The sequence below is a fragment of the Geodermatophilus sp. SYSU D00703 genome (assembly GCF_054050155.1).
In genome coordinates, this window is the sequence record NZ_JBJGYU010000002.1 from 117,712 (window position 1) to 135,194 (window position 17,483).

Genomic DNA, 17,483 nt, shown 5'->3' on the forward strand with positions numbered 1-17,483 from the left:
TACCACCCGTGAGGACGACAGCCGTGCACCCGGCCCCGGTTGCCCCCCGTGGGCAGCCGGGACCGGGTGCGTCGGTGTGTCGGGGTCAGTCGACGGTGACGTCGACCGGGCCGGTGTTGGCCAGCGCCTCGTCCGCCGCGAACGCGTTCTCGTCGTTGTTGTTGAAGTCGTTGTCCTCGGAGGTGAAGGAGTCCTGGAGGTCGGCCTGGAAGGAGTCGTTGATCGAGTTGTCGGAGTTGTCCTGGAAGGAGTCCTCGACCTCGATGTCGGTGTTCGTGGAGTTGTCGGAGTTGTCCTGGAAGGAGTCCTCGACCTCCACGTCGTTGTTGGTGGAGTTGTCGTTGAACGAGTCCTCGACCTCCACGTCGTTGTTGGTGGAGTTGTCGTTGTACGAGTCGTTCACCGAGTTGTCGGACTTGTCCTCGTTGAACGAGTCCTCGACCTCGACGTCCACGTCGGTGGAGTTGTCCGTGTCGTTCCCGTTGCCCGAGACGTTGCCGTCGCCGTGCTGCGTGTTCCCGGAGTTCTCCACGTCGATGTCGGTGTCGATCTCGGTGTCGACGTCGTTGTCGCGGCCCACGGCGTTGCCGTCGCCGGACACGTCGTAGTCTTCGTTGTACGAGTCGTTCACCGAGTTGTCGCTGTTGTCGATCTCGACCTCGGCGTCCTCGATCTCCAGGTCGTCGCCGGCCACGATGCCGCCCTCGTTGTCGATCTGGGTCACGTCACCGTCGACGTCCCCGAAGATCGCCTGCGCGTCGCCGCTCACCCAGATGCTGTGCGAGGCGTCGACCGAGACGTGGGTCTCGTGGTTCGTGTACTGGATCTCCTTGAGGTGGGTGATCACGACCGTCTCGTGACCGCCGCCGGAGTGGCCGTTGTCGCCCGAGTCCTCGCCCTCGTCGTCGCCCTCGTCGTCGTCCTCGTCCTCGTCGCGGCCGGAGGAGACGCCGGAGGGGCGCCCGCCCTCGTCCTCGTTACGGTCGCGGCCGGAGGAGACCCCGGAGGGGCGCCCGTCGTCGCCGTCGCAGGAGTCGCCACCGCCCCCACCCCAGCCACCGACCGTGGAGTAGTCCGAGACCATCGGCATGAGGTCGTCGACGTCCTCCGGGCTGACGTCGGTCAGCCCGGCCGCGTCGAGCGCGCCCTGCGGGTCCTCCTCGTAGGCCGCGGCCTTCTCCGGGTCGCGGAACAGGTCGAGGATGAAGTCGAGCAACGAGCTGGCGAGAGTCGACATGGCTGGCACTCCTGGGTCTGGGAGCCGGTCCGCCATCGGCCGGCTGGCGAGTGCAGTCCACCCACCGGGGCGCACCCCCGGCATCGGGTCCCATCCCCCCATCCTCATCACCCCGATAGGGGGTGCCCGATGACAGCCCGTTAGGGGCTGCGGGGTGTCGCCCCCCACTTACGGTCCGCACCCGTCCGACGGGTGTGCCGAGCGGGACAGAGGGTGCGCACGGGTCATACGTTCGCGGGACCCGGCGGGTCGAACACACGGGGCCCCGGGGTGTGTGCAAGGCGGATCAGGGGGCACCTGTGCGCGACGGCGAGTACGGGTTGGGCATCGACATCGGCGACGGAGGCATCTCCGCCGCGGTGTCCGGCAGTGACGAGGGAGGTGCGGCGACCGCAGAGGCGCTGGTCGTCGAGGGGTCGGCCGCGCTGGCCGTCGACGAGGACGGCCGGGTGGCGTTCGGGGACGGCGAGGGGGCGGCCCCGGTGGGGCACGTCCTCGCCCGCGTGGGTGACCCCGCTCCGGTCTACGTGGGTGACCGCCCGGTGGGGGCCGCCGAGCTCGCGGCCGGCGCGGTGCAGCGCACCCGCGAGGCGGCCGCCCGGCACGCGGGGCGGCCGGACTCCTGGACCGTCGTCACGGTGCCGCCGTCGTGGGGCGGGCACCGCCGCTCGGTGCTCGCCCGGGCGCTCGAGGCCGCCGGCGTGCCGCGGTTCTCCCTCGTCTCCAGCGCGGTGGCGGCGGCTCACCACCACGTGACCTGCGGGGACCTGCCGCCCGACGCCACCGTCGCCGTCTACGACCTGGGGGCCGGCACGCTGGACACCGCGGTGGTCGGCCCCACCCCAGACGAGCCGCTGGGGCACCTGGGGGTCCCCCCGGCCCCGCGGCCCTGGGGCGGGGGGGACGTGGACGACGCCGTCGTCGCGCACGTCGTCCGGTACGTGGGGACGCCGGCCGACGCCGCGGCAGCCCGCGCCCTGCGCGCGGCGTGCACCGCGGCCAAGGAGGCACTGTCGACCGAGACGACCGTCCTGGTGGCGGTCGACGGCCCGGACGGACCGGTCCGGCTCACCCGCGAGGAGCTCGACGAGGTCCTCGACCGCCCCGTGCGGGCGTCGGTGGCGGCCGTCGACGAGGCCCTCGCGACCGCCGGGGTCGAGCCGGCCGAGCTGGACGCGGTCGTGCTGGCCGGCGGCGCGGTCCGCGTCCCGCTGGTCGCCGAGGTGCTCTCCGGCGAGCTGGGCCGGCCGCTCGTCGTCGCGCCCGACCCGGCCCTCACCCCCGCCCTGGGCGCGGCCGTCCTGGCCGCCGACGCGCTCCTGGCGGTGCAGCTGCTCGCCGCCGCGAGCGGGGACCCTGCGGGGACCGTCGCCGCCCCGGCCGGCCCGCCCGAGTCCGCCGTCCGGCCCGGGGACGCGACCGGGGACTCGCCCGAGGACGCGACCGGCGACGCCCCCGAGCGGCGCCCCGCGACCCGGCGTCCGGGCGGCGCACCGCGCCCCGGCCGGACCCGTCGCAGCGCTCGCCTCCGGCGCGGAGCCGTCGTGGCGGGGGGCTTCCTCGGCCTGGTCGTGCTGCCCCCGGCCCTCGCCGGCGTGATCGGCGTGGACCTGACGAGCGTCCCCACAGACGGGACGGCCGCCGAGGCGCAGGACGGCGACGTCGTCGCCTCGGGCAGCGCGACCGTTGACGGCACCTCACCCACCCCCGAGGCCGAGGGGCGCGGCCAGGGCGCGGGCTCGGGCCCCGCACCGGCGGTCGACCCCGGCAGCGTGCTGCCCGGCGCCGGGCTCGGCGCCGCGGTCACCACGGCGACGCAGGGCACCCGGGCGGCCACGGGCACCAGCGCGGCCGACACCCCCCGCACGACCGGCTCCACCCCCTCCCCCGGCGGCGGGACGACGCGACCGCCGGCTCGAGGCTCGACGCCGCCGCCGACGACCGGCCAGGGCACCACCGAGCCCCCGCCGACGACCACGCCGCCCACCACCGACCCGCCGCCCACGACGCCCCCGAGCGACCCCCCGACGTCCACCCCGCCCAGCGACCCCCCGACCACGACCCCGCCGACCGACCCGGCTCCGGTCACCGAGCCGGACCCCGTGCCCGACCCGGTTCCCGACCCCGAGCCGGAGCCAGACCCCGCGCCCGAGCCGGAGCCCGTTCCCGACCCGGCGCCGTCGCCCGTCGACGCGGCCGGCTCCGTGGTCGAGGCGCTGTGATCGCCGACATCGGCGCCGGCGGGACGCTCCTGGCCGACTGCGGGGCGGACGTCGCGCGCGAGCTGGCCGGTCCCGCCGGCCGCCCCGCCGTCCCCCTGACCGTGCAGGGTCCCGGGGGGACGGGGAAGACGCGGCTGCTCACCGAGCTGGCTGCGGCCCACCGGCGGGCGGGGCTGCCGGTCCTCGACAGGGCACCGGCCGGCCCCGCCGATCTCCCGGACGCCTTCGCCGTCGTGGTCGACGACGCCCACCGGCTGACCGAGGCGGCCGCGGCCGGGCTGATCGACCTGCTGCGCCACCCCGGGGCCCGGATCTCGATCGCCTACCGCCCCTGGCCGCGCCCGCGGCCGCTGACCGCGGTGCTGGCCGAGCTCGGTCCCGGCCGGCGCGCCGTCGCGCTGGGGCACGCCGACCGGGCCCAGGTCCGCACCTGGGCCCGGGAGCACCTGGGGCAGGAGGCGTCCCCGGGGCTGGTCGACGCCGTCCTGGCGCAGACCGGCGGGCTCCCCGCGCTGGTCCACCCGCTGCTGCGGTCGCTGACCCGGCGCGGGCCGGCCGCGGCGGGGCAGCCGGCCCGGCTGGGAGTGCCGGAGGAGGTCGGCGACCGGGCCCGCGCCGGCCTCGCGTCGGTCGACGAGGGGACCCGCGCGCTGCTGCACGCCGTCGCCGCCGGCGCTCCTCTGGACGACGAGGTGCTCGGCGATCTCCTGGGCGTCCCGCCGCTGGACGCGGCCGAGCTGATCAGCGCCGCGCGGGCGAGCGGCCTGCTGCTGGGCGGCGGTGCGGTGGTGCCGGTCGTCGCGCAGGTGCTGCTCTCGACCACCCCGCCCGACATCACCCGCCGGATCCGCCGGCAGCTGCTGGCGCTGCTGCTCGAGCGCGGGGAGGAACCGGTGGAGCTGGCCCGGCGGCTGGCCGCCGAGCGGGTGCGCGACCCGCGCGCGGCGCGGCTGCTGGAGCGGCACGGGGAGGCGGCGCTGGCCACCGACCCCGCGCTGGCCGGGCAGCTGCTGGGCGAGGCCGCGCGGACCGGCGCGCCGGTGGCCGGGCTGGCCGCACGCCGCGCCCAGGCAGCCGCGCTCGCCGGGGACCTGGACGCCGCGCTGCAGTGGGCCGACACCGCCCTCGCCGACCCGGCCGCTCCGGACCGGGCACGGGCGGCGGGCGTCACCGCGGCCGTGCTGGCCCAGCGGGGACTGCTCGCCCGGGCGGCCGACCTGTGCCGCCTGGCCGGCCCCGAACGGGCCGGTGCGGCGGCGCTGGCCCTGCTGGCGACCGGGGCGCCGGAGGAGGCCGACGCCGTCCTCGCGGAGGCCCGGTCGGTCCGCGGGGTGCCCACGATGCTGTCGGTCAGCGAGGAACTGACCGCCCAGGGCCTGACCCAGTCGCTGCGGACCGGCGAGAACGCCGCCGACGACACCGGCGCGGCGCTGTCCACCCTCACGCGGGCCGCGGCGCTGCTGGAGCCGGTCGGGCGCACCGCGCTGCTGGTGGACACCCCCGCTGCCCTGGCCGCCCTGGTCGCGCTGCACAGTGGCGAGCTGGCGGTGGCCGAGTCGGTGCTGCAGCGGGCGGTGGACGCCGACCTCGGCGGCCCGCCGTGCCGGCCCCGGCACCGGTTGCTGCTGGCCTGGATCGCGATGCTGGGCGGCCGCATGACCCGCGCCCGCGAGCACATGGCGACGGCCCGGGAGGGGACGGCGGCCCTGGAGCCGCGCGACGACGTGTTCCTGCAGGCCCTGGAGGTGGGGCTGGCCCGCCGCAGCAGCGACGTGCCGGCGCTGGTCCGGGCGTGGGTGCGCGCGCGGGAGGCGGTGGTCCGCCACCCGGTGGACCTGTTCACGCTGCTGCCGCTGGGCGAGCTCGTCGTCGCCGCGACCAAGCTGCAGGACGACGACCGGCTCCGCCCGCACCTCGCCGAGGCGCAGGCGCTGCTGGGGCGGTTGGGCGATCCGCAGCTGTGGGCGACGTCGCTGCACTGGAGCGGCGCGCAGGCGGCGATCCTGGCCGACGACCCGGAGCGGCTGCGGCCGCACGCGGCCGCCCTGGTCGCGGCGGCGCGGACCAGTCCCCACGCGGCCACCCTGGCCCGGGCGGGGCGGGCCTGGATGCGGGTGCTGGCCGGGGACGTCGACGCGGCCGGCGTGGTGGCGGCGGCGGAGGAGCTCACCGCGGTGGGGCTGGGGTGGGACGGGTCCCGCCTGGCCGGCCAGGCCGCGGCGCGGGCGACCGACCAGAAGGCCCGGGCGCTGCTGCTGGGCTGCGCCCGGTCACTGGCCGACAGCGCCGGGTGCGAGACCGCACCCGCGGCGCCCGCTCCCCGTCCGGCCGAGGAGGGCGCGCCGGCGCCGGTCCCCACCGGTGCGCTCAGCGAGCGCGAGCGGGAGGTGGCCCGGCTGGTCGTGGCCGGGCAGACCTACCGGGAGATCGGCGGCCGGCTCTACATCTCCGCGAAGACCGTGGAGCACCACGTGTCGCGGATGCGGCAGCGGCTGGGCGCGAGCAACCGGTCGGACCTGCTGGCGCGCCTGCGTGCCGAGCTGGCGGAGGCGTGAAGGACCTGCCTGCGCCCCCTTCAGGGGGCCGATCTGCCGGGTGAGTTCAGCGGGAGAGGACGACGCAGGCAGGGCAGACGTCGCGGGCGGCGGTCGGCCACGGCTCGTCGACGGTGACGCGGGCGAGCGACCCGCACAGGGTCAGCTCGCAGGCGCCGTCGAGCTCGGCGGTGGGGCGGTGCAGCTCGACCGCGTGCCACAGGGCGGCGGTGGGGCCGTGCGCGCGGCTGCGGGCCGGCACGACGGTGGGGGCGGGAGCGAGGGTGGAGGAGCGCATGCGGACACGGTCGGCACGGCGACTCCCCGGGGACACGGCTGCGCCGGTCCTCCTCCCTCACAGGGGTGAGAGAGACGCCCGATCGCCGGTCCGACGGCGACGCGGCAGGATGCGGGCATGGAGCTGACCAAGCAGGGCCACGCCTGCGTCGTCCTCAGCGAGGGTGACCGCCGGCTGGTCATCGACCCCGGCGCCTTCACCGACCCGGCCGTCCTCGAGGGTGCCAGTGCCGTGCTGGTGACCCACGAGCACTTCGACCACTTCGCGCCCGACACGCTGCGTGCGGCGATGGACGCCGATCCGGGGCTGGAGGTGTGGACCAACCGCTCCGTCGCCGGTCAGCTCGACGGGCTGGGCGGGCGGGTGCACGTGGTCGGCCACGGCGACGCGGTCACCGTGGCCGGCTTCGACGTGACCGTGCACGGGGAGCTGCACGCGGTCATCCACCCCGACATCCCGCGGATCCCCAACGTCGGGTTCCTGGTCGACGGCCAGGTCTTCCACCCCGGTGACGCGCTCACGGTGCCGGAGGTGCCGGTCCCCACGCTGCTGCTGCCGGTGCACGCGCCCTGGTCGAAGGTCTCCGAGGTCATCGACTACGTCCGTGCCGTGGACGCCGACCAGGCGTACGCCGTGCACGACGGGTTGCTCAGCGAGGCGGGGCTGGGTGTCTACGGCGGGATGCTGGGCGAGCGCGGCCCCGGCACGCCCACCCCCTACGGCCGCCTGGCCCCGGGGGACTCGGTCGACCTCTGAGGGTCGGCCGGGCCCCCCGGCGCACGGGTCACCGGACGGCGCGGTTGCGACCGCCCGACAGGCCCTCGGCGACGCCGATGAGCAGCACCGCGGCGATCACCGCGACGATGAATCCGAGCACGTTCAGCTCGAAGATGTCACCGGTTCCCAGCAGGCTCGCGACGACGCCCCCGATCAGCGCGCCGACGACGCCCAGGACCAGGGTCATGAGGATGCTCAGCCGCTGCTTGCCCGGCTTGATGAGGCGGGCCAGCGCCCCGATGATCAGGCCGACCACGATGAGACCGAGGATCTGCACGTCTTCCTCCTTGCGTCCTCGGGCGCGCCCCAGACGGCGCACCCGGTCGACCAGGTGGCTACCCCAAGATCACCGCGGCACACCTGCAGGTCACCCGATCGTGACCTTCACTCAGTTGGGGACAACACGTCCACGTGCGCGGACAGCTTCTCCAGCTCGCCGTCGACGGTCCGCTGCACCATCTGCCGGACCGCGCCGCGCTGCAGCCGCCGGATCAGCCGGCCGCCCTCCCGGGGCTCGTGGGTGATCGTGATGGTGACGCGGGTCGCGCCGGCGCCGACGTCGGCCAGCTCGACGCGGGTCGTCCAGGTCTCCGGGGTGAGCTCCAACCGGGTGGCGACCGCCCGCTCGGGCTCCCACTCCACGATCTCGCCCCGTGGCGCCCCGGCCGGCGGCTGCGCATCGGCCTGCAGCCGGCCCGGCACGCAGACGAACGTCGTCCCCACGCCCGGGGCGCCCGTGCCGTCGACGACGTAGGAGACGTCGCAGACGGTGCAGTACGGGGCGAGGACGGCGAGGGCGCGCCACACCCGGGCGCGGTCGAAGGGCACCTCGCGGCTGCCGCTGGCGGTGGTCATCCCCGACGACGGTAGTCGGCGCCCGGGCACGCGTTCACCGGCCGCCGACGGAGACCTCGAACTCCACCTGGCTGACGTCCGGGCGCAGCCGCGAGAAGCTGTGCACCTGCGGCTGGCCGGAGCTGTCGCGCACCGTCGTCCGGACGACGAGCAGCGGCGACCCCGCCACCACGCCGAGGACGTCGGCCTCGTCCGGCGCCGCCGTCCCGACGTCGACGACGATCCGCGCGTGAGCCAGGTCGGCGGAGTACTCGCGCCGCAGGAAGTCGTAGAGCGACCCCTCGCTGAAGTCCGCGTCGGCGGCCCGCGGGTAGGTCGAGGCGGCCATGAAGCTGTGCGCCACGTGGTTGGGCACGCCGTCGAGGCTGCGCAGCCGGACCAGTTCCACGACGTCGGTCGCGGGCTCCAGGCCCAGCTCGGCCGCGACCGGCGGCTGCACCGGCACGATCCGCTGGGTGAGCACCGTGGTGCCCACCTGGGCGCCCTGCTCGGTCATCACCGAGCTGAACCCGGCGATGCGGTGCACGAAGCTCTCGCGGTACTCGTGCCGGATGGCGGGGCGGGTCACGTAGGTGCCGCGGCCCTGCTCGCGCACGAGGTGGCCGTCGGCGACCAGGCCGTCGACGGCGCGGCGCAGCGTGATCCGGCTGACCCCGTACTCGGCGCAGAGGACCGGTTCAGGGGGCAGCAGCGTGTGCTCGGGGAGCGCGGACACCCGGCGGCGCAGGTGCTCGCGGACCGACAGGTACTTCGGTCCCGACACGGCACTGGTCACGGCAGCAAAGGTACTGGACGAGTAGACGTCTGGTCGTCTGAGACGTCTGTCTCAACCGGTCGGGTCTTCCCCCAGCAGAGCGGCCAGCCGGGCGGGGTCCGCGCCCTCCACCTCCACCACCTTGGTCCGGCTGGTGGCCCCGGTGACCAGGGCGACCTGCCGCCGCCGCACGCCGAGAGCCGCCGCCACGGCGGCCAGAGCCGCCTCGGTGGCCTGCCCCTCCACCGGCCGCGCCGCCACCCGGACGACGAGCGCACCGTCGTGGGCCCCGCCGACCGCCGTCCGGCCCGCTCCGGGGCGCACCCGGATCGTCACGCGCACCCCGCCAGTGTCCCGTGCACCCGACGGGATGAGATGGTTGAGCCGAAAGCACCATGGGGCGTCGCATCCCCGGCGCGGGATGCCCAGGGGATGGCAAGTTGTGAGCGTGTCGCAGGACGCCCGTGCCCGGCGCCGCCGGGAGACCCATCGGCGGATCTACGCCTGTGCCATGCGGCTGTTCCAGGAGCGCGGCTTCGACGAGGTCACCGTCGCCCACATCGTCGCCGCCGCGGGGGTCTCGGTCCCGACCTTCTACGACCACTACCCCAGCAAGGAGCACATCGTCCTGCCGATGCCGCAGCCCAGCGACATCGAGAAGGTGCTCCTCGCGCAGGACCCGCGACTGTCCATCGCCGAGCGGCTGCGCCAGGGGATCCTCGGCTGGCTGGCCAGCTACGAGGGGCAGGAGCGCGAGGAACTCCTCGACCGGTGGCGGATCGTCGTCCGGAACCCGGGCCTGCGCACCCGTGCGGCGACCTTCGAGCGGGCCACCGCCGAGATGGTGCTCGAACTGGTGACCGACGAGGAGGCGACCACCTGCCTCCCGGACGTCGTGGTGGCGGCGAGCCTGTCCGCCTACACCCAGATCCTGCTCCGCTGGGCCGAGGCCGACGGCCGGGTGCCGCTCGAGCAGGTCGCGGAGCAGGTGCTCGCCGCCCTGCGCGAGCTGTAGGACCAGGTCGTCTCGTCCGCTCCCGCCCGGCGGAGCCGGCCGGACGCAGAGCCGCTCAGGGCACCCGCAGCTCCACGACGGCGACCTCCGGCCGCGCGCCGATCCGCATCGGCGGGCCCCAGTAGCCGGCGCCGGTGGTCACGTAGAGCTGGGTGTCCCCGACCCGGGACAGCCCCTCGACCGCCGGCTGGTCGAGCCGGATGGCGTAGTCGAACGGCCACAGCTGCCCGCCGTGGGTGTGGCCGGACAGCTGCAGGTCGACGCCCGCGGCGGCGGCCTGGTCGACCATCCACGGCTGGTGGGCCATCAGCACCAGCGGGACGGCGTCGTCCCGGCCGTCCAGCGCGGCGTCGAGGTCGGCCCGGTGGCCGGGGACGCCGGAGCGCGCGGCCGTCCGGTCGTCGATGCCGGCCAGGTCGAAGGCGGCGCCGCCGCGGCGGATGGCGACCCGCTCGTTGCGCAGGACCTGCACGCCCAGGCTCGGCAGGTGGTCCAGCCAGGCGGTGGTGTCGACGAAGTACTCGTGGTTGCCGGTGACGAAGTAGACCCCCTGCTCGCTGACCAGGTCGGCCAGCGGGGCGACGTCCTCGCGCAGCTCGGCGACGTCCCCGTCGACGAGGTCGCCGACGATCGCCACGACGTCCGGGCGCTGGGCGTTGACCACCTCCACCAGCCGCTCGAACCGCCGCCCGCCGTAGGTCGACGACAGGTGGCCGTCGGAGAAGGTGACGATCCGCAGGCCGTCCAGCGCCGGGTCCAGCCCGGCCAGCGTCACCGGCACGCGGCGGACGACGGGCGTCGAGTTGGCCAGGTAGGCGCCGGTGCCCGCCGTCCCGAGGGCGACCACCCCGGCGGTGACGGCCAGCCCGCGGGCCAGCAGCAGCCGCCGGGACGGGTCGGGGACGTCGTCGTCCGCCGCGGCCTCGGGGAGCGTCGGTGCCGACGTCCCGGCGGCGACGGGTTCGGGCTGCGGCCGGCGGATCCGCCTCCCCAGCACCAGGCGGACCGGCTCGAGCACCAGCAGCGCCAGGAACAGGTAGAAGGCGATGCCCAGCCAGCTGAAGCCGATCCAGGCGAGCACCGTGGCGGCGGCGGAGTCCTCGCGGCGCAGGAGCACCGCCCCGGCCGGCAACAGGGCGAGGACGACGGTGGCCAGGGTGAGCCGGCGGCGGACCGGTCCCGGTCGCGTGGTGCTGCGGACCAGCCGCCACCACAGGAAGCCGTGCAACAGGACGAGGGCCAGCAGCACGACCGTGCCGAAGCCGAGCAGGCCGATGAGGGACAGGGGGGCCTCGTTTCTCGGTCTCTCGCGGAACCGGCGGGCGTCAGGCCCGGCCGGCGGCGCGGACGGCGCGGCGCAGGGACGGCTCGATCGTCCAGAACTCCGCCTGGGCGGCCGCGGCGCGGGCCTCCTCCAGGCCGTGCAGCCGGCCGTAGGTCCAGGCGTTCTCGCCCGCGGCGAAGGCGGCGTTACCCAGGCGGGTGCAGTACTCCCGGGTGACGACGGTGTCCTGCGAGGCACCCAGTACGTCCTGGACCGTCTTCATCACGTCGACCAGCTCCGCGGCGGGGGCGCCGAGCACGTCGGAGGCCACCTCGGCGGTGTAGCGGACGCGCTTGGCTGCCTTGCGGGCGTCGTGCAGCGCGTGCTCCCGGTCGGCACCCTCGAGGTCCCGGGCCCTGTCGACCGCCCGGCGCAGGCGCTTGCCGGTCCGCCGGACGGCGTCGGCGAGCACCGCCGGGGCCGGGGCCGCCGCGGCGTCGGCGAGCCGAGGATCGGCCAGCAGGGCGTCGAGGGCGTCGAGCAGGCGCAGGTAGCGGGAGTCGCTGAGGGCGCGGATGACCTTCCGCGAGCCGGCCTCGTGGTCCTTGACGGTGGTCTGCTGGATGCGGGCGACGACCGGCCCGAGCACCAGCTCTCCCGGCTGGGCCTGGGCCAGCTCGCGCAGGTGCTGGAGGGCGACCTCGCCGTCCCGGGCGGCGGACAACTGCTCGCCCACCCAGCGCAGCTCCTCGCGCAGCGGGTCCGTCTGCTCGCGGTCCAGCACCGGCCGGAAGGCGGCCGTGATGCTGCGCAGCCGGCGGCAGGCGACCCGCACGTCGTGCACGCCCTCGGGCTGTTCGGTACGGACGGCGAGGTCGGCCTCGCGCAGCGCGGTCAGCTGGGCGGCCAGGGCGGCCAGGACGACGTCCCCGGCGGAGGGCCCCTTCTTCTTGCCCTTCTTGCCCTTCTTGCCCTTCGTGCTCGTCGTGGCGGCGGGCGCCGCCGTGCGGACCCCCTCCGCCTGGACCCGGCCGTCGAGCACCCGGCCGACCTTCGACGGCACGTCCGAGACCCGGGCGCCGGCCGCGACCAGCCGTTCGGTGACCGCCTCCAGCAGGGCCTCGTCGCCGTCGACCAGCTCGACCTCGACCTCCCGCCAGGTGGTGATCGTCGCCGGCTCACCGTCGTTCGCCGCCAGTGCGGTGCCGACGACGCTGTCGTCGGCGACCTCGGCGAGCACCCGCTGCTCACCGTCGAGCAGGCGGTGCACGACGCGGCGGGTGCGGAGGGTGGCGACCGGGCCGGGGGACGCCGTCCCCAGGAGGCCGAGGACGGGTGCGACGACCGCCTTGGGCACCGTGCGGCCGGCCCGCCCGAGGGGCTGGTGCAGCTCGCGACGGGCGCCGGCGGAGGCGGGCAGCTTCACGTGCCAGCCGGCGTCCGAGCCACCGGTACGCCGCCGCAGGGTGACGCGGGAGCGCAGCAGCCGCAGGTCGGGGGTGTCGAAGTAGGTGGCCTCGAGCTCGTGCTCGTCGGGCGCACCGACCGCGGCCACGCCGTCCACCTCGAGGCTCGGCAGCCTGAAGGCGTCGTCGGCCTCGAACTTGCGCTCGATCTCCAGGTGCTCGGTGGTCACGACTGCTCACGGTAAGGCAGGTCCGGGCTGGTCAGCACTCCTGCCGACCACGGGTCCATGTTCGCCGGAGGGCCGGGCTGGGCACGCTCCCCGCGGAGGAGAGCGCCCCGTCGGGGCCTCCTGCCCGGAGGGAGCCGGCCAGAGATGTTGAGCGAGCGGGAGCTGTCGGCGGCGATCGGTGTGACGGCGTACGGGCCGGACGGACACAAGATCGGCACGGTCGAGCACTTCTTCACCGACGACCGCACGGGTGCGCCGACCTGGGTCGCGGTGTCCACCGGCCTGTTCGGGACCCGCCGCTCCGTCGTCCCGGCCGCCGAGGCCACCTTCGACGACGGGGAGCTGCGGCTGCCCGTGACGCGGGACGCCGTCCGCAGCGCGCCGCACGTCTCCGACGAGCACCTCGACCCCGACGCCGAGGAGCTGCTGCGCCGGCACTACTCCGGGGAGAGCGGAGCCGGGGAGGACGGGGCGCCGGAGGTGGGGGGCTCGGATGCCGGGAGCGCGGGTACCGGGAGCGCGGTTGTCGGGACGGCAGCCCCGGCTGCGGACGCCGCCCCGGCTCCCGCTCCGACCGGCACCTCGGTCCCGGGCCCGACTCCGGGCGCGGGGCCGGCCGTCGGCGCCGGGCCGGCCGGTGGCGCCGGGCCGGACGAGGAGACCGCGCGGGTGGGATCCACCGCCCGCGGCGGGGACACCGTCCGCGTCGAGGAGAGCGGGCGCGCCGGCGACACCGTGAGCGTGGCCGAGGCGGCGCTGGGAGGTGCTGCGGCCGGTGGGGCCGTAGCCGGAGCCGGCGGCGCGATGACCCGCAGCGAGGAGCAGCTGCGCGTCGGCACCGAGCGGGTCGCCACGACCCGCGCCCGGCTGGTCAAGTACGTGGTGACCGAGGAGGTGACGCTCACCGTCCCGATCCGCCGCGAGGAGATCCGGGTGGAGCAGGTGCCGGTGGACGCCCCCGACCCGGTCCCTGGCGAGTCCCTGGCACCCGACCGGGGCCCGGGCGACGGCGGCACGGCGTCCGGGCTGCCCGAGGAGATCGTGCTGCACGCCGAGCGGCCGGTGGTCTCGGTCGAAGTCGTGCCCGTGGAGCGGGTGCGGCTGCGCACCGACGTGGTCACCGACCAGGAGCAGGTGACCGAGCAGGTGCGGCGGGAGCAGATCGTCGTCGACCAGGACCGCCGCCCCGGCGCGTGAGCGCGTGGCCCCTGCAGGGTCCCGCCGCGAGCGTGCGAGCGGGGGGCAGGGGGTCCTTGCTCAGCTGCGGCGGTCGGCCAGGAAGGGCAGCCGCGCGCGGACGGCGGCGACCTCCGCGGGGTCGACGTCGGCGACCACCAGCGTCTCCACCCCGGCGGCCGCGGCCAGCAGCTCCCCCATCGGGCTGACGATGCGGCTGTCGCCGGCGTGCTCGGTGCCGTCGCCGGCGACGCCGACCCGGTTGCAGCCCACGACGTAGGCCTGGTTCTCGATCGCCCGCGCCTGCAGCAGCGTCTGCCAGTGGTGGCGGCGCGCAGCCGGCCAGTTCGCCGTCACCAGGTAGACGTCGGTGTCCTGCGCCGCCGCCCAGAAGACGTCGGCGAAGCGCAGGTCGTAGCAGATGAACGGGGTCACCCGCAGCCCGCCGATCTCCACGGTCAGCGGCTTCTCGCCGGCGCGGAACCGCTCGTGCTCACCGCCGTGGGTGAACGGGTGCAGCTTGCGGTAGCGGTACACCGTGCCGTCGGGACCGGCGAGCACCAGCGAGTTGTGCGGCAGGGCCGTGACTCCCCCGCCCGCCCCACCGGTGTCCGACGAGACCTCCGGGCAGCTGCCGGCCACCCACACGCCGTGCTCGGCCGCCTGCTCCTGCAGGAACCGCGACGACGGGCCGCCCTCGGGCTCCCCGATGCCCGGCGTCATGGTGAAGCCGGTGGAGAACGTCTCGCTGAGCAGCACGAACTCCGCCCCGGCGCCGACCGCGCGGGACACCTGCGGGGCCAGCCGGGCGAAGTTGGCCGCCCGGTCCTCCCAGACGATGTCGTGCTGGACCGCCGCGATCCTCATCGCTGCATCCTCCCGAGTCGCTCGACCGCCTCGCCGAGCACGTCGTCGCCCTTGCAGAAGGCGAACCGCACCAGGTGCCGGCCCAGGTGCGCGTGCGCGGGGTCGTAGAACACCACGGTCGGGATGGCGACGACACCGGCCCGCCGCGGCAGCGAGCGGCAGAACGCCACGCCGTCCCCGTCGGGCTGCACCGGCCGGACGTCGACCGTGGCGAAGTACGTCGCCTCCGGGCACACCACCGGCAGCCCGGCAGCCGTCAGGCCCTGCACCAGCACGTCGCGGCGGTACTCCAGGTCGCGGGCGATCCCGGTGAAGTACTCGTCGGGCAGCCGCAGCCCCGCGGCGACGGCCGGCTGGAACGGCCCGCCGTTGACGTACGTGAGGAACTGCTTGGCCGTGCGGACGGCGGCCACCAGCTCCGCCGGGCCGCAGATCCACCCGACCTTCCAGCCGGTGACGTTGAACGTCTTGCCCGCGCTGCCCACCACCAGGGTGCGCTCGCGCATGCCCGGGAACGTGGCGATGGACGCGTGCCGGCTCCCGGAGAAGACCAGGTGCTCGTAGACCTCGTCGGTGAGGACGAGCAGCTCGTGCTCCATCGCCAGGGCGGCCAGCGTGGCCAGCTCGGTGCGGATGAAGACCTTGCCGGTCGGGTTGTGCGGGGTGTTGAGCAGCAGCAGCCGCGCCCGCGGCGTCACGGCGGCCCGCAGCTCGGGGACGTCGAAGGTCCACGGGCCGGCGCCCGACGCCGGGGGCCGCAGCGGCACCGGCCTCGCCACGCCGCCGGCCATCGCGATGCCCGCGGCGTAGCAGTCGTACATCGGCTCGAACAGGACCACCTCGTCGCCGGGCTCGAGCAGGGCGAGCAACGCCGCGGTGAGCGCCTCCGTGGCGCCCGCGGTGACCAGCACCTCGTCGGCCGGGTCGTACGCGTGCCCGCCGAAACGCTTGCCGTGCTCGGCGATCGCCTCGCGCAGCACCGGGATGCCCGACCCGGGCGGGTACTGGTCGTGCGGGGTGCCGATCGCGGCGCGGGCGACGTCGAGCACCTCGGGCGGGCCGGGGTAGTCGGGGAACCCCTGGCCGAGGTTGATCGCGCCGCTGGCGACGGCGAGCGCGCTCATCTCGGCGAAGATCGTCGTCCCGAAGCCCTGCAGGCGGGCCGACAGGTACGGCGCGCGGGTCATGCCCCCAGCCTGGCAGACGACGTTCCACGTGGAACGCGTCCTACGCGACGCGCACGTCCTCCATGCCCTCGATGCTCACCACGTCGCCGCGACGGACCTGCCGTCCCCGCCGCTCCTCCGGCTCGCCGTTGACCCGCACCGCGCCGGTGAGCAGGACGTCCTTCACCTGGGCGCCGGTCGGGACGGCGTCGACCAGCTTGAGCAGCTGACCGAGCCGGATCGAGTCCTCGCCGGGACGCAGGTCGACGGTGCGCACGCGGCCATCCTGCCCCGGCTCCCGGGTGCTCGTCCCCCACGGCCACCCGCCCCGGCCGCGCCACCAGCGCACCGACCGCCAGCGTGCCGCCGCGCTCGCGGTGCACCGTCCGGAGTACGCCCGTGTCCCGGCCGATCCCACCGGGCTGCGGTCGGGTGACCATCACGCACCGGTCGATGGGCTTGACGACGTCCAGCTCGGCCCCGCCCAGCCGGACCCGGCCGCCGACCAGCGCGTCCTCACCCTCGCCGGAGAGGACGACGTCGGCGCGGAACCGGCGCCGGTCCCAGGTGCCCAGCGTGCCGGTGGAGACCAACGAGACGCGGGCGAACAGCAGGTCGGGCACCCGGCGGGCGGTGAGGCCGGAGCCGCTGTCGATGTCGGACAACGCCCACTGCCGGTCACCGGTCACCCCTCCGGGCCGACGTCGGCGCCGTCCAGCCGTTCCCCCTGCAGCGACTTGACCGGGTACCGCCACAGCTCCGCGACGCGCACGTCAGGCGTCCCAGGCGAGCGTCCAGGTGCCCGCCCACGCCGCTCCGGGGTCGAGGACGACGAGGTCGACGCCGTCGGCCAGGGCGTTGGGCGGGCAGGTCATCGGTTCCACGGCGACGCTGCGCCGCCGCTGGCCCTCCGGCAGCGTGTCGCCGGTGTAGACCTGCAGCCACGGCCACGACCCGTCGACGGCGAGCTCGAGTCGCCCGGCCGGGCCGGCGAGCCGCACGCGCGCCCAGCCGTCGTCGTCCCGGACCAGGTCGGTGAGCGGGGTGTCGATCGCGCGGTCCCCGATCCGGCCGACGGCCCCGTCGAAGGGCAGCCGCTCCCCCGTCGGCAGGCCGCCGTCGGTGACCAGCGCGGTCCGCGCCGGCACGGTCAGCTCGGCGTCGGCGATCCCGCCGTCCGCGGTGGCGCCGACCGCGAGGTAGGGGTGCATGCCGACGCCGAAGGGCGCCGGGTCCTCCCCGGCGTTGCGGACCCGCACGGTCACCGTGAGCCGGTCCGGCCCCAGCTCGTGGTCGACGGCGGCGGCCAGCCGGAACGGGTAGCCCGGCCGCGGCTCGACGACCGTGCCGACCGTGACCGCGTCACCGGCCCGCTCGAGGACCGCCCACGGTTGCCAGGAGACCAGCCCGTGCACCGCCGGCTTCCCCGGCGCGGCGACGTCGAGCTGCAGCTCCCGGCCGGCCCAGGTCCAGCGGCCGTCGCGCAGCCGGTTGGGCCAGGGCAGCAGCACCCCGCCGCGGCGACCGGCCGGCACGACGCCGGCCGGGTAGCCGTCGAGGACCTCCCAGCCGCCCGCGGACAGGGCCCGCAGCCCGCCGCCGCGCGGGTCCACCGCCAGCCGGGCGCTCCCAGAGGCCAGCTCGACGTCCGCCGGCTCGGTCGCCGGCCATGCACTGCTCAT

The 17,483-nt window shown here is 76.0% G+C and carries 17 protein-coding genes and 1 pseudogene; 5 read left to right on the forward strand and 13 right to left on the reverse strand.

The window, feature by feature from the left end; all coding sequences use genetic code 11:
* Positions 1–85: 85 nt before the first annotated feature.
* Positions 86–1,237 carry an IniB N-terminal domain-containing protein gene (locus ACI782_RS04070; RefSeq protein ID WP_456906355.1) on the reverse strand — a complete coding sequence of 384 codons (1,152 nt, stop codon included), beginning with the start codon at positions 1,235–1,237 and terminating at the stop codon, positions 86–88.
* A 299-nt stretch (positions 1,238–1,536) separates the two neighbouring features.
* On the opposite strand from ACI782_RS04070, the gene ACI782_RS04075 reads away from it, so the two are divergent.
* Both ACI782_RS04075 and ACI782_RS04080 read left to right on the forward strand, forming a co-directional pair.
* On the forward strand, positions 1,537–3,459 hold the full coding sequence (locus ACI782_RS04075) for an Hsp70 family protein (protein WP_456906357.1): 1,923 nt from the start codon (positions 1,537–1,539) through the stop codon (positions 3,457–3,459).
* The gene (locus ACI782_RS04080; protein WP_456906359.1) at positions 3,456–6,014 is read left to right on the forward strand and encodes a LuxR C-terminal-related transcriptional regulator; all 2,559 of its coding nucleotides are present in this window, start codon (positions 3,456–3,458) and stop codon (positions 6,012–6,014) included. The genes ACI782_RS04075 and ACI782_RS04080 overlap by 4 nt, the downstream gene beginning before the upstream one ends.
* A gap of 46 nt (positions 6,015–6,060) precedes the next feature.
* Here the strand turns inward: ACI782_RS04080 and ACI782_RS04085 are convergent, their stop codons facing one another.
* Positions 6,061–6,291: a hypothetical protein gene (locus tag ACI782_RS04085; protein ID WP_456906361.1), complete on the reverse strand. Its 231-nt coding sequence runs from the start codon at positions 6,289–6,291 to the stop codon at positions 6,061–6,063.
* Between the two features lie 117 nt (positions 6,292–6,408).
* Here ACI782_RS04085 and ACI782_RS04090 point away from each other — a divergent pair, with 117 nt between their 5' ends.
* A complete protein-coding gene (locus tag ACI782_RS04090) occupies positions 6,409–7,047 on the forward strand; it encodes an MBL fold metallo-hydrolase (protein ID WP_456906363.1) in 639 nt (212 codons plus the stop codon).
* 28 nt (positions 7,048–7,075) lie between these two features.
* Here the strand turns inward: ACI782_RS04090 and ACI782_RS04095 are convergent, their stop codons facing one another.
* The 4 genes from ACI782_RS04095 to ACI782_RS04110 form a co-directional block, all read right to left on the reverse strand.
* Positions 7,076–7,345, reverse strand: a complete 270-nt coding sequence (locus ACI782_RS04095; RefSeq protein WP_456906365.1) for a GlsB/YeaQ/YmgE family stress response membrane protein — start codon at positions 7,343–7,345, stop codon at positions 7,076–7,078.
* A 107-nt stretch (positions 7,346–7,452) separates the two neighbouring features.
* On the reverse strand, positions 7,453–7,923 hold the full coding sequence (locus ACI782_RS04100) for an SRPBCC family protein (RefSeq protein ID WP_456906367.1): 471 nt from the start codon (positions 7,921–7,923) through the stop codon (positions 7,453–7,455).
* Positions 7,924–7,957: 34 nt separating this feature from the next.
* Positions 7,958–8,698 (reverse strand): GntR family transcriptional regulator, encoded by a 741-nt coding sequence (locus ACI782_RS04105; RefSeq protein ID WP_456906369.1) that lies wholly within the window; start codon positions 8,696–8,698, stop codon positions 7,958–7,960.
* 51 nt (positions 8,699–8,749) lie between these two features.
* Positions 8,750–9,019 (reverse strand): DUF167 domain-containing protein, encoded by a 270-nt coding sequence (locus ACI782_RS04110; RefSeq protein WP_456906371.1) that lies wholly within the window; start codon positions 9,017–9,019, stop codon positions 8,750–8,752.
* A 100-nt stretch (positions 9,020–9,119) separates the two neighbouring features.
* Between ACI782_RS04110 and ACI782_RS04115 the strand changes: the two genes are divergently transcribed.
* Entirely contained in the window at positions 9,120–9,692 is a 573-nt protein-coding gene (locus ACI782_RS04115) for a helix-turn-helix domain-containing protein (protein WP_456906373.1), read from the forward strand.
* 55 nt (positions 9,693–9,747) lie between these two features.
* Here the strand turns inward: ACI782_RS04115 and ACI782_RS04120 are convergent, their stop codons facing one another.
* Positions 9,748–10,941 carry a metallophosphoesterase gene (locus tag ACI782_RS04120; RefSeq protein ID WP_456906375.1) on the reverse strand — a complete coding sequence of 398 codons (1,194 nt, stop codon included), beginning with the start codon at positions 10,939–10,941 and terminating at the stop codon, positions 9,748–9,750.
* 76 nt (positions 10,942–11,017) lie between these two features.
* Positions 11,018–12,592, reverse strand: a complete 1,575-nt coding sequence (locus ACI782_RS04125) for a CYTH and CHAD domain-containing protein (protein WP_456906377.1) — start codon at positions 12,590–12,592, stop codon at positions 11,018–11,020.
* 144 nt (positions 12,593–12,736) lie between these two features.
* Here ACI782_RS04125 and ACI782_RS04130 point away from each other — a divergent pair, with 144 nt between their 5' ends.
* Positions 12,737–13,789 (forward strand): YsnF/AvaK domain-containing protein, encoded by a 1,053-nt coding sequence (locus ACI782_RS04130; protein ID WP_456906379.1) that lies wholly within the window; start codon positions 12,737–12,739, stop codon positions 13,787–13,789.
* A gap of 60 nt (positions 13,790–13,849) precedes the next feature.
* Here ACI782_RS04130 and ACI782_RS04135 read toward each other — a convergent pair whose 3' ends face one another.
* From ACI782_RS04135 to ACI782_RS04155, 5 genes and pseudogenes are all read right to left on the reverse strand, one after another.
* Positions 13,850–14,635, reverse strand: a complete 786-nt coding sequence (locus tag ACI782_RS04135) for a carbon-nitrogen family hydrolase (protein WP_456906381.1) — start codon at positions 14,633–14,635, stop codon at positions 13,850–13,852.
* Complete coding sequence (locus ACI782_RS04140; RefSeq protein ID WP_456906383.1) at positions 14,632–15,822, reverse strand: pyridoxal phosphate-dependent aminotransferase; 1,191 nt, start codon at positions 15,820–15,822, stop codon at positions 14,632–14,634. The genes ACI782_RS04135 and ACI782_RS04140 overlap by 4 nt, the downstream gene beginning before the upstream one ends.
* 40 nt (positions 15,823–15,862) lie before the next feature.
* A complete protein-coding gene (locus ACI782_RS04145) occupies positions 15,863–16,078 on the reverse strand; it encodes an RNA-binding S4 domain-containing protein (protein ID WP_456906385.1) in 216 nt (71 codons plus the stop codon).
* Between the two features lie 88 nt (positions 16,079–16,166).
* Positions 16,167–16,556, reverse strand: a pseudogene (locus tag ACI782_RS04150) (MOSC domain-containing protein); the annotation flags it as partial.
* Between the two features lie 18 nt (positions 16,557–16,574).
* Complete coding sequence (locus tag ACI782_RS04155; protein WP_456906387.1) at positions 16,575–17,483, reverse strand: aldose 1-epimerase family protein; 909 nt, start codon at positions 17,481–17,483, stop codon at positions 16,575–16,577.